A 14,345-nucleotide genomic window follows, 5' to 3' on the forward strand; every position below is an offset into this window, starting at 1 on the left:
GGCTTTTTGCACGGTCGTCTATCGTACTGTCGGTGCGGTTGACGTACCACTTGTCTGTAACGCTTGTGTGTAATGTTGTGGTTTTTACTACATTATCCCTTGAAAACCGTGTGTGAAAGCGGTATTCCTAGACCAACTTTAGGAAAGAACCAACATCATGGCTGCGATCAGTGTCGAACCTTGCACCTTTGCCCTGTTTGGCGCCCTTGGCGACCTGGCATTGCGCAAGTTGTTTCCTGCGCTCTACCAGCTCGACCGTGCCAACCTCCTGCACGCCGACACCCGCCTGCTGGCGCTGGCCCGCGAGGCCGGCAGCGCCGAGGATCACCTGAACACCATCGAAGCGCACCTGCGCCGGCATGTGGCCGAGGCTGACATCGAGCCCGCCGCGCTGGGGCGTTTCCTCGGCCGCCTGCGCTACCAGCACCTGGATTTCCTGCAGCCCGAGGGCTACCAGGCCCTGGCCGAACAACTGACCGGCGACCAGCCGCTGATCGCCTACTTTGCCACGGCGGCGGCCGTCTACGGCGCTATCTGCGAAAACCTCGACAAGGCTGGCCTGGCCGCGAGCACCCGGGTGGTGCTGGAAAAGCCCATCGGCCATGACCTGGAGTCGTCGCGGCGGGTCAACGATGCCGTGGCGCGCTTCTTCCCGGAGAGCCGGGTCTATCGCATCGACCATTACCTGGGCAAGGAAACGGTGCAGAACCTGATCGCCCTGCGCTTTGCCAACAGCCTGTTCGAAACCCAATGGAACCAGAATTCCATCTCCCACGTGGAGATCACCGTGGCAGAGAAGGTCGGCATCGAGGGCCGCTGGGGCTACTTCGACAAGGCCGGCCAGCTGCGTGACATGATCCAGAACCACCTGCTGCAGCTGCTCTGCCTGATCGCCATGGACCCGCCCAGCGATCTGTCGGCCGACAGCATCCGTGACGAGAAGGTCAAGGTGCTCAAGGCACTGGCACCGATCACCGGCGAAGGCTTGAGCACCCGTGTGGTGCGTGGCCAGTACATCGCCGGCTACAGCGACGGCAAGCCAGTGCCCGGTTACCTGGAAGAAGACAATTCCAACGCCCAGAGCGACACCGAAACCTTCGTTGCCCTGCGCGCCGATATTCGCAACTGGCGCTGGTCGGGCGTGCCGTTCTACCTGCGTACCGGTAAACGCATGCCACAGAAGCTGTCGCAGATCGTCATCCACTTCAAGGAAACGCCGCACTACATCTTTGCCCCGGAACAGCGTTTGCAGATCGGTAACAAGCTGATCATCCGCCTGCAACCGGACGAAGGCATATCCTTGCGGGTGATGACCAAGGAGCAGGGCCTGGACAAGGGCATGCAGCTGCGCAGTGGCCCGCTGCAGCTGAATTTTTCCGACACCTGGCGCAGTGCGCGGATTCCGGATGCCTACGAGCGCTTGCTGCTTGAGGTGATGCGCGGCAACCAGAACCTGTTCGTGCGCAAGGACGAGATCGAGTACGCCTGGAAGTGGTGTGACCAGTTGATCGCCGGCTGGCGTAACGCGGGCGATGCGCCCAAGCCTTACGCGGCGGGTTCCTGGGGACCGATGAGCTCGATTGCATTGATCACGCGCGATGGGAGGGCGTGGTATGGCGATATCTGATTTGAAGTTGCCGGCGGCCGTGCAGGTGCACGACCTGGCGGATGCCAGGACACTGGCCGCAACTCTGGCCCGCGACGTGGCCGAGCGCCTGCGTGCAGCCATTGCTGCCAAGGGCCAGGCCTGTGTGGTGCTGTCCGGCGGCCGCAGCCCGGTGCCGTTCCTCGAGCAGCTGGCCGGCGAACAGTTGGACTGGACCAAGATTACCGTCAGCCTGGCCGACGAGCGCTGGGTGCCGGTGGAGCACGCCGACAGCAATGCCGGGTTGCTGGCTCGCCACTTGTTCAAGGGGCCTGCCGCCAAGGCCCGCTTCGTCGGGCTCTATCAGCAGGCCGAAAACCTCGACGCGGCTGCAGCCATTACCGATCAGGCGTTGGCAGAGTTACCTCCAATCGACGTACTGGTGCTGGGCATGGGTGACGATGGCCATACCGCCTCGCTGTTCCCCGATAGCCCCAACCTCGTCGAAGGGCTGGACCCGAGCAGCAAGCGCCGTTGCCTGCCGATGCTGGCCCCGAGCGTGCCGCACCAGCGCCTGTCGATGACCCGCCCATTGCTGGCCAGCGCGGCATTCATCGCGCTGTCCGTGCAAGGCCCGGGCAAACTCGCTACCCTGCGCGCCGCGCTGGCGGGCAACGACCTTTCCGAAATGCCGATTCGCGCCTTTCTTCACGACCCCCTGGACATCTACTGGTGCCCATGAGCCAAGGATCCACTGTCATGACCACCCTTGAACGCCCACAGCCCAAGCTTTCGATGGCTGATAAAGCCGCCCGGATCGATGCCATCTGCAAACAGGCGCGCATCCTGCCGGTAATCACCATCGCCCGTGAGGAAGACATCCTGCCATTGGCTGACGCCCTGGCCGCTGGCGGTATCCGCACCCTGGAAGTGACCTTGCGTTCGCAGCATGGCCTGAAGGCCATCCAGGTGCTGCGTGAGCAGCGCCCGGAGTTGTGCGTGGGTGCCGGTACCGTGCTCGACCGCGGCATGTTCGCTGCGGTGCAAGCCGCCGGTGCGCAATTCGTCGTCACCCCGGGCATTACCCAGGACATCCTGGAAGCGGGTGTGGACAGCGAGATCCCGCTGCTGCCGGGCATCAGCACGCCGTCCGAGATCATGATGGGTTATGCCCTGGGCTACCGCCGCTTCAAGCTGTTCCCGGCGGAAATCAGTGGCGGCGTGGCAGCGATCAAGGCGTTCGCCGGCCCGTTCGGCGATATCCGCTTCTGCCCGACTGGCGGCGTGAACCCGGCCAACGTGCGCAATTACATGGCGCTGCCAAACGTGATGTGCGTGGGTGGCACCTGGATGCTCGACAGCAGCTGGATCAAGAACGGCGATTGGGCGCGGATCGAGGCGTGCAGCGCCGAGGCTATGGCGTTGCTCGACGCCAACTGAATTTGTTGTGTGCTTTACGGCTTATGGGGCGCTTGGTCGGCGCCCCTTTTTTTTGCCTTGGATTTGTATATTGCCTGTGCCGGCCCTTTCGCGGGTAAACCCGCTCCCACAGGTACTGCACAGTATTCAAAAGCTGTGTGGTCCCTGTGGGAGCGGGTTCACCCGCGAAAGGGCCGGCACAGAAAAACAAAAAAGCCCGCATCCAAGGATGCGGGCTTTTCATTCATCGCGGTGATGCTTAAGCCGCTTTGGCTTCCTGCTGGCTCAGCGAGCGGTTCAGCGCGCTGAACAGTGCCTTGAAGCTGGCCGTGGTGATGTTTTCATCGATGCCCACACCGTGTACCGGGCGACCGCCGGCCACGCGCAGTTCGATGTAGGCCGCCGCTTTGGCGTTGGTGCCCGCACCGATGGCGTGCTCGTTGTAGTCCATGATCTCGACCGATACCGGCAGGCCGGCGACCAGGGCTTCCAGGGCACCGTTGCCCTTGCCGCGCCAGTGCAGAGTGGTTTCGCCTTCACCGGCGACTTCCACTTCCACGGCGCTGTGGCCGTTTTCTTCCTGCAGGCGGTGGCTGACCAGCGCGTACGGGGCGTTGGCCTGGAGGTATTCCTTGTGCAGCAGGCTGTAGATCTGCTGGGCGGTCATTTCCAGGCCCAGGCGGTCGGTTTCACCCTGTACCACCTGGCTGAATTCGATCTGCATGCGGCGTGGCAGGCTGATGCCGTATTCCTGCTCGAGCAGGTAGGTGATGCCGCCTTTGCCCGACTGGCTGTTGACGCGGATCACCGCCTCATAGCTGCGGCCGATGTCGGCCGGGTCGATCGGCAGGTACGGCACTTCCCACAGCTCGCCTTCCTGCTGCTTGGCGAAGCCTTTGCGGATGGCGTCCTGGTGCGAGCCAGAGAAAGCAGTGTGGACCAGGTCGCCGACGTACGGGTGACGTGGGTGCACCGGCAACTGGTTGCACTCTTCGACCACCTTGCGCACACCATCGATGTCGGAGAAGTCCAGCAGCGGGTCGATGCCCTGGGTGTAGAGGTTCAGCGCCAAGGTCACCAGGTCGACGTTGCCGGTGCGTTCGCCGTTGCCGAACAGGCAGCCTTCGGCACGGTCGGCGCCGGCCATCAGGCCCAGCTCGGTGGCGGCGATGCCGGTGCCGCGGTCGTTGTGGCAGTGCAGGCTGATGATCACGCTGTCGCGGCGGCTGACGTTGCGGCAGAACCACTCGATCTGGTCGGCGTAGATGTTCGGCGTCGACACTTCCACGGTGGCTGGCAGGTTGAGGATGATCTTGTGCTCGGGGGTCGGGTTCCATACTTCGATGACCGCGTCACAGACTTCCTTGGCGAACTCCAGTTCGGTGGCGCTGAAGGTTTCTGGCGAGTACTGGAAGGTCCACTGGGTTTCTGGCTGCTGGGCGGCGTATTTGACGAACAGCTTGGCCGCGTTCACCGCGATGTCCTTCACGCCCTGCTTGTCCTGGTTGAAGACGATGCGGCGGAACGACGGGCTGGTGGCGTTGTACAGGTGGACAATGGCCTTCTTCGCGCCGCGCAGCGACTCGAAGGTACGGGCGATCAGGTCTTCGCGGGCCTGGGTGAGCACCTGGATGGTGGTGTCGTCCGGGATGTGGCCCTCTTCGATCAGCATGCGCACGAAATCGAAGTCGGTCTGCGAGGCCGAGGGGAACGAGGCTTCGATTTCTTTCACGCCAACCTGCACCAGGGTCTTCCAGAAACGCAGCTTTTTCTCCGAATCCATCGGCTCGATCAGCGACTGGTTGCCATCACGCAGGTCGGAGCTGCACCAGATCGGTGCCGCAGTGATGGTCTTCGACGGCCAGGTACGGTCAGGCAGGTCGATAGTCGGGAAAGCGCGGTATTTCTTCGATGGGTCTTTGAGCATGGTCATGGAAGCAATCCTTTTGTGTGCGGCCGAGATCGGGCCTGCCGAGTAATAACGAGATGAAGGGGCGAGGCGACGCGATTCAACCTGGTAGTCGGGCGCTGACCAGGCAGAGGCTGCGATGTTGTCGGAGCAGGATGAGGGTGTTGAAGGTTTTCATGCCCTCAACCCTAACCAGTGGGTTGGGGGATGGCAAGTGTTCGAAAAAAATTGAGAGAAATGCTTAAAAAAAGCTGAATGGCGAGATCTTATCGCTAAAAAGCAAGCTGGGTTTTTGAATTGTTGCGCAGTATTTTTCGATGGCGCAACAGAATAAAACCGCTGTGTCGTGTGCCGACCTCTTCGCGGGTAAACCCGCTCCCACAGGGTTTTCGCGGCCCCTGTGGGAGCGGGCTTGCCCGCGAAGCTGGCGGCGCCGATCTCAGGGCTGGAACGCGCCGATGAAGATAGCGGGATCGACCCGGGCATCGTTCAGGCTGACGTTCCAGTGCATGTGCGGCCCGGTCGCCCGACCGGTCGAGCCCACGCGCCCGACCACATCGCCCCGGCGCAGTTGCTGGCCCACCTGCACGTCGATCTTCGACATATGGCAGAACATGCTGATGAAGCCCTGCCCATGGTCGACGAACACCGTGCGGCCGTTGAAGAAGTAATCTCCCACCAGGATCACCTTGCCGTTGGCCGGCGTCTTGATCGGGGTCCCGGCCGGCACCGCGAAGTCCAGCCCGGCATGCGGGTTGCGCTCCTCGCCATTGAAGAAGCGACGCACGCCGAACTTGCTCGACAGCGGCCCGCTGACGGGTTTGTCGAGGACCAGGTTGCTCGGCAGCACCGGGCTGAAACTGCGATACGCCTTGATCTGCTCGGCTAGCTCACGGTCGATGCGCTTGAGGTCGTCCGGGTTGGGGTTGACCTGGCGGGTGTTCTTCAAGGTGATGTGCTGTTCCGGGTATTTCTTGCTGCCGACGTTGAAGGGCAGGCTGCGGCCGCCCTGGGTCAGTACGGCGGTGCCGGGCTTCTGGGTCAGCGGGATGCCGACGATGGCCAGCCAGTTGTCCTGTTCCTTGACCACCAGCACCGGCTTGCCATCGAAGCGCGCGCTCGGCGCATTGGCTGCCGGGCCGAGGTCGACCACCGCCACGCCACCCGGCACGGGCTTGTTCAGGGTGCGGGTGATGTAGCTGGCCTGGGCGCCTGCGGCCAGCAGCATGAGGGAAAGGGCGAGCAGGGGCGCGAACAGGCGGGGCATGTGTCAGTCCAGTAAAGAGAGGGTGACCGGGGTCAGGTGATTGTCTTCGACGCGTACCTGCAGCTCACCCTGGTTCAGGCGGGCGGTCAGGCGTTGGCCATTGCGGGTCTGTTCGGCACTGCGGATGGCCTGGCCATGCTCGTCGAGGAGGATGCTGTAGCCACGCGCCAGGGTCGCCAGGGGGCTGACCACTTGCAGCGTTTGCAGTTGTGCCTGGAAGCGCTGGCGGCGGTCCTTGAGCACCTCGCGCATGGCCCTTGGCAGGCGCTCGGCGAGGCTGTCCAGGCGCTGGCCCAGCAGTTTCAACGTGCGCCCCGGGTGCTGCGCGGCCAGGCGTGTATCGAGGCGCGCCAGGCGCTCACGGCGCTGGTTGAGGTTGAGCATGAACGCCCGGCGCAGGCGCATGTCCAGGTCGTCCAGGCGTTGCGCCTGCTGGCGCAGGCGCTCGCCGGGGTGGCGCAGGCGGCGGGTTAGCGACTCCAGGCGCAGGCGGTCGTGGGTCAGGCGGTTCTGCATGCGCAGCAGCAGGCGCCGCTGCAGGCCGTCGAGGCGCTGCTGCAGGCCGCTGTTGTCGGGAGCCAGCAGTTCGGCGGCAGCCGAGGGTGTAGGTGCGCGCACGTCGGCGACGAAGTCACTGATCGACACATCGGTCTCGTGGCCCACGGCACTGACGATCGGCGTCACGCAGGCAGCCACGGCACGTGCCACGGCTTCTTCGTTGAAGCACCAGAGGTCTTCCAGCGAGCCACCACCACGGGCCAGGATCAGCGCGTCGAAGCCCAGCCGGTCAGCCTGCTGCAAGGCGCGGACGATCTGGTTGATCGCCTCGCGGCCCTGCACGGCGGTGGGAATCAGGTTCAGCTCGACCTGTGGCGCGCGGCGGCGGAACACGCTGATGATGTCACGGATCACCGCGCCAGTGGGCGAGGTGATGATGCCGATGCGTTGCGGATGCGCCGGCAGCGGCTTCTTGCGCTCGGCGCTGAACAGCCCCTCGGCGCCGAGCTTTTCCTTCAGCGCCTCGAAGGCCAGGCGCAGGGCGCCATCACCGGCCGGCTCGACCGTGTCGAGGATCAACTGGTAGTCACCACGCCCTTCGAACAGCGAGACCTTGCCGCGCACGCGCACCGCCAGGCCGTCACGCAGGGCCTGGCGCACGCGGGTGGCGTTCTGCCGGAACAGCGCGCAACGCACCTGGGCGCCGCTGTCCTTGAGGGTGAAGTACATGTGGCCGGAGGCCGGGCGGGCGAGGTTGGAAATCTCGCCTTCCACCCAGACGCTGCGGAACACGTCTTCCAGCAGCACGCGGGCGCGGCCGTTGAGCTGGCTGACGGTGAGGACCTCGCGGTCCAGGCCGAGTCGTTCGAAAGGGTCTCTGATCATGGCGGGCATCATAAAGGACATCGGCCCCGGTTGTCTGTCTTGCCCCTGTCTTCGGGCATATCGCGGTCACTGCCGGAGCGCATTCATTCATGGCCGGTGCCGTCAACCCTGCATCGCCGCCACGAACTGGTGCACCATCTGTCCCGCATCGCGCCGGCAGGCCAGCGCCACTGTACTCTCGCATGCCCCTTCCAGCGCCACGAAGCTGACCGACGCCGGGGCAATTTCACGCATGCACGCCGGCAACAACGCTACCCCGAACCCGGCCTGGATCAGCTGCAACTGTGTGGTCTTGCGCGACAGCACCTGCGCTGCCCGAGGGAAAAACCCCGCCCCCATGCACAACGAAGCCGACAGGTAACTCAACCCCCCACGGTCGCGGTGCGGGATGGAAACAAAGCGCTGTTCCCGCAGTTGCTCCAGCCGCACCTGCGCAGCATCGGCCAGCGGATGCCCTGCGGCGACTGCCAGCAGCAACGGTTCGCTGAACAGCTCGTGCAGCACCACGCCTTCATGCTGGCGCAGCACCGGCAAGCGCAACAGGCCAATATCCAGCCGCCCGGCGGCGATATCCTCCAACTGCGCCTCCGACGACTGCTGGGCGATCTCCAGCGCAATCCCCGGGTTGCCCCGCAGATAGCCGCCCAGGCGAGCCAGCAGCGGGCCGGTCAGCGGTACCGTGCTGGAGTGGTTCAGGCGCAGGCTGCCTTGTAGCCCTTCGCCAATGTCGCGGGTCACCCGCTCAGCCTGGGCCAGGTCGGCCAGCAAGCGCCGCGCGCGCTCCAGGAAGGCCTGGCCGGCCAGCGTCAGGCGCGGCAGGCGCGCGGTGCGCTCGAACAGTGGTGTGCCCAGTTGCTGCTCCAGCTCCTTGATCTGCCGGCTCAGCGCCGACTGGGCGATGTACAGCCGTTCGGCGGCAGCGCTGAAGCTGCCGCATTCGGCGATTTCCACGAAGTAACGCAACTGGCGGATCGACGTCATGTCATGCCTTTTCGAGATGGGTAGGGGGCTAAAGGCATATTAGTCGGCATGGCTTATGGCTGGCTAACCTTTGCCTGTCTTCCCAGGAACTGCTGCCATGCTCGCCCAGCTGTCGTTTTCCGGCCTTGACTGGCTGCCCATCCTGCTCGGTGTCGGCGCTGCCTACATCGTCTTCGGCATCGCCGGTTTCGGCACCGCGCTGGTGGCCGGCCCGGTACTGATCCATTTCATGCCCCTGTCGCGGATCATCCCGCTGCTGGTGTTGCTGGACTTCGTCGCCGCCTTCGGCAACCTGTTGCCGTCACGCCGCGACGTGGTACGCGGCGAGCTGCTGCGGCTGTTGCCGTGCATGGCGCTGGGCTGCGCCCTGGGCGTGGTGTTCCTGCTGCACCTGAAGTCCGACCTGCTGTTGCTGCTGATGGGCCTGTTCGTCACGGCCTACGCGATCTACGGCCTGGCGGTGAGCGTGCGACCAGCCAGCTTGTCGGGCCTCTGGGCAGTGCCGATGGGCACGATTGGCGGGCTGTTCGGTGCCTTGTTCGGCAGCGGCGGTTTCCTTTATGCGATCTACCTGAGCGCACGCCTCGACGTGAAAGAGCAGGTTCGTGCGACCCAGAGCGCCCTTATCAGCTGCAGCACCATCGTGCGCCTGTCGCTGTTCCTGCTTGCAGGTGTATATGCCGATACCCGCCTGTTGCTGCTGGCCGGTTGCCTGCTGCCGGTAATGTTCATCGGCCTCTGGGTTGGCCGCCGGCTGACCCTGAAGCTGTCGCGCGAAGCCTTCGTGCGCCTGGTCACCTGGCTGGTGCTGGCCAGCGGCCTGGCGCTGATCGGTCGCTACCTGAGCGGCTGAGCTGTAGAATTACAGGATTACCGCAGTCCGCAGGCCCGCTTCGCCCATGAACACCCAGAGCATCATCGTCCCCAAGCTGTCCACCGTCCCCTCGCATGAAGCCCGTTCGCGGGCCATCCTGCGCTGGCTGGTGCGCGAGAAAATCGTCGAAGAACAACTGACCACCTGCGGGCGCACCGGCAACCGCATGGGCCACGCCTTGGCCGAGGGCGCGCGCAAGATGGCCCTGCACCCTGAGAAATTGCCATTCGGCGAGCAGGTCAACGGCCTGGAAGTGATGCTCAAGCGCTGCATCTACACGCCGACCGAAGGTTTTCTCGAGGAGGCCGGCTGCCCGGAGTGCCGGCGCGAGGTAGGCGAGCCGCTGTTCGAGAGCCTGGAAGAGTGGATGCCGGCGGTGAGCGACAACTTCACCTGCCCGCTGTGCGGCCATGAAGACGACATCAATGGCTTCATTTACCTGCAGCCATGTGCCTTTTCCAACCTTGGATTCATCTTCAACAACTGGGGCGAGGCCGGGTTTACCCAGGCCTTTCTCGACAGCTTCGCCGACTGGCTCGACCAGCCAGTGGCGGTGGTGCAGGTAAAACTGCCACAAGGCTGACCGAAGGCCCTTATTTTGCATTGAGCGGCGCGCCGTGCATGAGTATAATGGCGCGCTTCCATTTTTCCCGCCCGGGAGCCCCCGCGATGCTGCGTATCAGCCAAGAAGCCCTGACCTTCGACGATATCCTCCTTGTACCTGGCTACTCCGAGGTACTGCCCAATGAAGTCAGTCTCAAGACCCGTTTGACTCGTGGCATCGAGCTGAACATTCCGCTGGTTTCCGCTGCCATGGATACCGTGACCGAAGCGCGCCTGGCCATCGCGATGGCCCAGGAAGGCGGTATCGGCATCATCCACAAGAACATGACCATCGAACAGCAGGCCGGCGAAGTGCGCAAGGTCAAGAAGTTCGAGGCTGGCGTGGTCAAGGACCCGATCACCATCGACGCCGACGCCACTGTGCGCGACCTGTTCGACCTGACCCGCCTGAACAACATCTCTGGCGTTCCAGTGCTGGCGAACGGCGACCTGGTCGGCATCGTCACCTCCCGTGACGTGCGCTTCGAAACCCGTCTGGATGCCAAGGTCCGCGACGTGATGACGCCGAAAGAGCGTCTGGTCACCGTCCGTGAAGGCGCCGACAAGAACGAAGTGCGCGAGCTGCTGCACAAGCACCGCCTGGAAAAGGTCCTGATCGTTGACGACAAGTTCAACCTCAAGGGCATGATGACCGTCAAGGACATCGAAAAGGCCAAGGCCTACCCGCTGGCCAGCAAGGACGACCAGGGTCGCCTGCGCGTCGGCGCTGCGGTCGGCACCGGCAAGGACACCGGCGAGCGCGTTGCCGCCCTGGTTGCCGCTGGCGTTGACGTGGTTGTCGTCGACACCGCCCACGGTCACTCCAAAGGTGTGATCGACCGCGTTCGCTGGGTCAAGGAAACCTACCCGCAAGTGCAGGTGATCGGCGGCAACATCGCCACCGGCGCTGCTGCCAAGGCTCTGGCTGAAGCCGGCGCCGACGCCGTCAAGGTCGGTATCGGCCCAGGCTCGATCTGCACCACCCGTATCGTAGCCGGTGTCGGCGTACCGCAGATCAGCGCCATCGCCAACGTCGCCGCTGCACTGGAAGGTACTGGTGTGCCGTTGATCGCCGACGGCGGTATCCGCTTCTCCGGTGACCTGTCCAAGGCCATCGTTGCCGGTGCTTCCTGCGTGATGATGGGTTCGATGTTCGCCGGTACCGAAGAAGCACCGGGCGAAGTCGAACTGTTCCAGGGCCGTTCCTACAAGGCCTACCGCGGCATGGGCTCGCTGGGTGCCATGGCACAGGCGCAAGGATCGTCCGACCGTTACTTCCAGGACTCCTCGGCCGGCGCCGAGAAGCTGGTACCGGAAGGCATCGAAGGCCGCGTTCCTTACAAGGGCGCCCTGGCCGCAATCATCCACCAGCTGATGGGCGGCCTGCGTTCGTCCATGGGCTACACCGGCAGCGCAACCATCGAAGAGATGCGCACCAAGCCGGAATTCGTGCGCATCACCGGTGCCGGCATGGCCGAGTCCCACGTGCATGACGTGCAGATCACCAAAGAAGCCCCTAACTACCGCGTAGGTTGAGGCTTCCAGCTACAACATAAAAGCGGGGCTGTCACGACAGCCCCGCGTCGTTTCCGATTTCCACTGACGAGATTGAGTCATGGCCCTCGACATTCACGCTCACCGCATCCTGATCCTCGATTTCGGTTCCCAGTACACCCAGCTGATCGCCCGCCGCGTGCGCGAAATCGGCGTGTACTGCGAGCTGCACCCGTTCGACATGGACGATGAAGCGATCCGCGAATTCAACCCGCGCGGCATCATCCTCGCCGGCGGCCCCGAGTCGGTCCACGAAGCCAACAGCCCGCGCGCCCCGCAGGCCGTGTTCGACCTGAACGTGCCAGTGCTGGGCATCTGCTACGGCATGCAGACCATGGCCGAGCAGATGGGCGGCAAGGTCGAAGGTTCCGACCTGCGTGAGTTCGGTTATGCCCGTGTCGACGTGGTCGGCAAGAGCCGCCTGCTCGATGGCATCGAAGACCACGTCGACGACGACGGCGTGCTGGGCCTGGACGTGTGGATGAGCCACGGCGACAAGGTCACCCAGATGCCGGGCAACTTCCACGTGCTGGCCAGCACCCCGAGCTGCCCGATCGCCGGCATGTTCGACGATTCGCGCGGCTACTACGGCGTGCAGTTCCACCCGGAAGTGACCCACACCAAGCAGGGCGGTCGCATCCTGTCCCGCTTCGTGCAGGACATCTGCGGCTGTGAAGCCCTGTGGACCCCGTCCAACATCGTCGAAGACGCCATCGCCCAGGTGCGTGAGCAAGTCGGTTCGGCCAACGTCCTGCTGGGCCTGTCCGGCGGCGTCGACAGCTCCGTGGTTGCCGCACTGCTGCACCGCGCCATCGGCGACCAGCTGACCTGCGTGTTCGTCGACAACGGCCTGCTGCGCCTGCACGAAGGCGACCAGGTGATGGCCATGTTCAAGGAGAACATGGGCGTCAAGGTGATCCGCGCCGACGCTGAAAAGCAGTTCCTCGACAACCTGGAAGGCGAAGCCGACCCAGAGAAGAAGCGCAAGATCATCGGCCGCACCTTCATCGACGTGTTCGATGCCGAAGCCAGCAAGCTGGAGAACATCCAGTTCCTCGCCCAGGGAACCATCTACCCGGACGTGATCGAGTCGGCTGGCGCCAAGAGCGGCAAGGCCCACGTGATCAAGTCTCACCACAACGTCGGTGGCCTGCCGGAGGAAATGAACCTCAAGCTGGTCGAGCCACTGCGTGAACTGTTCAAGGACGAAGTACGCAAGATCGGCCTGGAGCTGGGCCTGCCGTACGACATGGTCTACCGCCACCCGTTCCCGGGCCCGGGCCTGGGCGTGCGTATCCTCGGTGAAGTGAAGAAGGAATACGCCGACATCCTGCGTCGTGCCGACCACATCTTCATCGAAGAGCTGCGCAAGGCCGACTGGTACCACAAGACCAGCCAGGCATTCGTGGTGTTCCAGCCGGTCAAGTCGGTTGGCGTCGTTGGCGACGGCCGTCGCTACGCCTGGGTCGTGGCCCTGCGTGCCGTCGAGACCGTGGACTTCATGACCGCGCGTTGGGCACACCTGCCGTACGAGCTGCTGGAAACCGTCAGCGGCCGTATCATCAACGAAATCGACGGTATCTCCCGCGTCACCTACGACGTGTCGAGCAAGCCGCCAGCGACTATCGAGTGGGAATGATCCCTACCCGCCGCTGAACGAGAAGGGCCTGCATTGCAGGCCCTTTTCATTTGCGCGAGGAAAACCTATTCGCTGCCCGGAGGGTGGCCGAAATAGGCCTTGTAGGCATGGCAGAAGTTGGCGGGGTTGGCATAGCCGACATGGTAGGCCACCTGCGAGACCTGCCAGCGCCGCTCCAGCAGTAGGCTGCGGGCCAGTTCCAGGCGTTGTTGCCGCACGTACTGCAGGATAGGCCGGCCAAATTCTTCGCGGAAAGCACGGCGCAAAGTGGTCTCGCCCACGCCCAGTTGGCGCGCCAGGCTGGCGGCGGTTGGCGGAGCGCTCAGTTGCGCATCGAGCAGGCGGCGCGCTTCGATGGCCAGGTCGCGTAGCCCGCGATCCGGCCTGCTCGTGGCTTGCGCAGGACCGATCAGGTGGCGGGCCAGCTCCAATACGATGGCCAGGCTCAGGCTTTCGCAATGCAGGCGCCTGAGCCCGCCGGTATAAGGTGACAGATACAGCTGCTGCAGCAGGCGGCTTACTGCCGGGCAGTGCGGCAACTGATCGAAACGCATGCCGTCTGCCGTCAAGGCCAGCAGGGGTATCAGCTGCGCTTCGTCCCGGGCCAGCTCATGCAGGTAGTCACCGGCAATACGCACGCCCGCCATGCGCGCATGGCTATCGGCAGGCAACTGGTCCTGCGCCTCCAGGCTCTCGCCGAGGCCTAGCAGGTGCAGCTGGCCTGGCGTGTAACGGTTCAGTGTGCCATCGACCTTGTGCTGCCAGGCGCCATCGAACAGTTGCACGATGCACAGGCTCTGCGGCAGCACCTTGTCGATCTTCAGCGGCTCCGGGAACTGCAGGTTGCAATCGAAGTACTGCAACCCTGTGTGTACCGTCTGCGCCCGATAGTGCCCGGTTGCGCTACCCATTATCCGTGCCTTGCGGCTGTCCAGCACGCCGGCTTCGGCGAGCGACCCCGGGCTGTCGAAGGAGAAGTCGGTGTCCAGGTAGGGGCTGGTCGATGGCATGAGCGCTAAGCATCCTTGGTCGGCGGCGGCATGAGCACAAATGGTAACGCGCGCACATTTTCGGCAACAGCCATTGTGCGCGACGGGCCATCTTTTGTGCGAACCGGCCATGGGGGTTGGC

At 63.9% G+C, this 14,345-nt stretch carries 12 protein-coding genes; 7 read left to right on the forward strand and 5 right to left on the reverse strand.

Going from position 1 to position 14,345, the window contains the following annotated elements:
• Positions 1-157 precede the first annotated feature (157 nt).
• From zwf to ACIPZ5_RS08240, 3 genes are read left to right on the forward strand one after another with little or no spacing between them, the layout of a single operon-like run.
• Complete coding sequence (gene zwf / locus ACIPZ5_RS08230; protein WP_400807706.1) at positions 158-1,627, forward strand: glucose-6-phosphate dehydrogenase; 1,470 nt, start codon at positions 158-160, stop codon at positions 1,625-1,627.
• Complete coding sequence (pgl, locus tag ACIPZ5_RS08235; protein WP_400807708.1) at positions 1,614-2,327, forward strand: 6-phosphogluconolactonase; 714 nt, start codon at positions 1,614-1,616, stop codon at positions 2,325-2,327. Before zwf ends, pgl begins: the two co-directional genes overlap by 14 nt.
• A 17-nt stretch (positions 2,328-2,344) precedes the next feature.
• Entirely contained in the window at positions 2,345-3,025 is a 681-nt protein-coding gene (locus ACIPZ5_RS08240) for a bifunctional 4-hydroxy-2-oxoglutarate aldolase/2-dehydro-3-deoxy-phosphogluconate aldolase (RefSeq protein WP_261942854.1), read from the forward strand.
• A gap of 238 nt (positions 3,026-3,263) precedes the next feature.
• Here ACIPZ5_RS08240 and leuA read toward each other — a convergent pair whose 3' ends face one another.
• From leuA to ACIPZ5_RS08260, 4 genes are all read right to left on the reverse strand, one after another.
• The gene (leuA, locus tag ACIPZ5_RS08245; protein WP_313713686.1) at positions 3,264-4,937 is read right to left on the reverse strand and encodes a 2-isopropylmalate synthase; all 1,674 of its coding nucleotides are present in this window, start codon (positions 4,935-4,937) and stop codon (positions 3,264-3,266) included.
• Positions 4,938-5,352: 415 nt separating this feature from the next.
• Positions 5,353-6,180: a peptidoglycan DD-metalloendopeptidase family protein gene (locus ACIPZ5_RS08250; RefSeq protein ID WP_343598453.1), complete on the reverse strand. Its 828-nt coding sequence runs from the start codon at positions 6,178-6,180 to the stop codon at positions 5,353-5,355.
• 3 nt (positions 6,181-6,183) lie between these two features.
• Positions 6,184-7,563, reverse strand: a complete 1,380-nt coding sequence (xseA, locus tag ACIPZ5_RS08255; RefSeq protein ID WP_313713688.1) for an exodeoxyribonuclease VII large subunit — start codon at positions 7,561-7,563, stop codon at positions 6,184-6,186.
• A 102-nt stretch (positions 7,564-7,665) separates the two neighbouring features.
• Positions 7,666-8,544, reverse strand: coding sequence for a LysR family transcriptional regulator (locus tag ACIPZ5_RS08260; protein WP_400807711.1), 879 nt, complete (start codon positions 8,542-8,544; stop codon positions 7,666-7,668).
• Positions 8,545-8,641: 97 nt separating this feature from the next.
• Between ACIPZ5_RS08260 and ACIPZ5_RS08265 the strand changes: the two genes are divergently transcribed.
• From ACIPZ5_RS08265 to guaA, 4 genes are all read left to right on the forward strand, one after another.
• Positions 8,642-9,397, forward strand: coding sequence for a TSUP family transporter (locus ACIPZ5_RS08265; RefSeq protein ID WP_400807714.1), 756 nt, complete (start codon positions 8,642-8,644; stop codon positions 9,395-9,397).
• Positions 9,398-9,443: 46 nt separating this feature from the next.
• The gene (locus tag ACIPZ5_RS08270) at positions 9,444-10,001 is read left to right on the forward strand and encodes a sugar ABC transporter ATPase (RefSeq protein ID WP_400807717.1); all 558 of its coding nucleotides are present in this window, start codon (positions 9,444-9,446) and stop codon (positions 9,999-10,001) included.
• Between the two features lie 86 nt (positions 10,002-10,087).
• Positions 10,088-11,557: an IMP dehydrogenase gene (gene guaB, locus ACIPZ5_RS08275; protein WP_016713074.1), complete on the forward strand. Its 1,470-nt coding sequence runs from the start codon at positions 10,088-10,090 to the stop codon at positions 11,555-11,557.
• Positions 11,558-11,636: 79 nt separating this feature from the next.
• The gene (guaA, locus tag ACIPZ5_RS08280) at positions 11,637-13,214 is read left to right on the forward strand and encodes a glutamine-hydrolyzing GMP synthase (RefSeq protein WP_027920146.1); all 1,578 of its coding nucleotides are present in this window, start codon (positions 11,637-11,639) and stop codon (positions 13,212-13,214) included.
• A gap of 65 nt (positions 13,215-13,279) precedes the next feature.
• Here guaA and ACIPZ5_RS08285 read toward each other — a convergent pair whose 3' ends face one another.
• Positions 13,280-14,224, reverse strand: a complete 945-nt coding sequence (locus tag ACIPZ5_RS08285) for a helix-turn-helix transcriptional regulator (RefSeq protein WP_400807720.1) — start codon at positions 14,222-14,224, stop codon at positions 13,280-13,282.
• Positions 14,225-14,345 lie beyond the last annotated feature (121 nt).

The organism is Pseudomonas sp. NPDC089428, from assembly GCF_044749325.1.
Lineage (GTDB): Bacteria > Pseudomonadota > Gammaproteobacteria > Pseudomonadales > Pseudomonadaceae > Aquipseudomonas.

What these genes read in the sequence shown, in the direction of transcription:
- zwf (WP_400807706.1), top strand. Translation starts at nt 158, where the DNA reads ATGGCTGCGATCAGTGTCGAACCTTGCACCTTTGCCCTGTTTGGCGCC.
- pgl (WP_400807708.1), top strand. Translation starts at nt 1,614, where the DNA reads ATGGCGATATCTGATTTGAAGTTGCCGGCGGCCGTGCAGGTGCACGAC.
- ACIPZ5_RS08240 (WP_261942854.1), top strand. Translation starts at nt 2,345, where the DNA reads ATGACCACCCTTGAACGCCCACAGCCCAAGCTTTCGATGGCTGATAAA.
- leuA (WP_313713686.1), bottom strand. Translation starts at nt 4,937, where the DNA reads ATGACCATGCTCAAAGACCCATCGAAGAAATACCGCGCTTTCCCGACT.
- ACIPZ5_RS08250 (WP_343598453.1), bottom strand. Translation starts at nt 6,180, where the DNA reads ATGCCCCGCCTGTTCGCGCCCCTGCTCGCCCTTTCCCTCATGCTGCTG.
- xseA (WP_313713688.1), bottom strand. Translation starts at nt 7,563, where the DNA reads ATGATCAGAGACCCTTTCGAACGACTCGGCCTGGACCGCGAGGTCCTC.
- ACIPZ5_RS08260 (WP_400807711.1), bottom strand. Translation starts at nt 8,544, where the DNA reads ATGACGTCGATCCGCCAGTTGCGTTACTTCGTGGAAATCGCCGAATGC.
- ACIPZ5_RS08265 (WP_400807714.1), top strand. Translation starts at nt 8,642, where the DNA reads ATGCTCGCCCAGCTGTCGTTTTCCGGCCTTGACTGGCTGCCCATCCTG.
- ACIPZ5_RS08270 (WP_400807717.1), top strand. Translation starts at nt 9,444, where the DNA reads ATGAACACCCAGAGCATCATCGTCCCCAAGCTGTCCACCGTCCCCTCG.
- guaB (WP_016713074.1), top strand. Translation starts at nt 10,088, where the DNA reads ATGCTGCGTATCAGCCAAGAAGCCCTGACCTTCGACGATATCCTCCTT.
- guaA (WP_027920146.1), top strand. Translation starts at nt 11,637, where the DNA reads ATGGCCCTCGACATTCACGCTCACCGCATCCTGATCCTCGATTTCGGT.
- ACIPZ5_RS08285 (WP_400807720.1), bottom strand. Translation starts at nt 14,224, where the DNA reads ATGCCATCGACCAGCCCCTACCTGGACACCGACTTCTCCTTCGACAGC.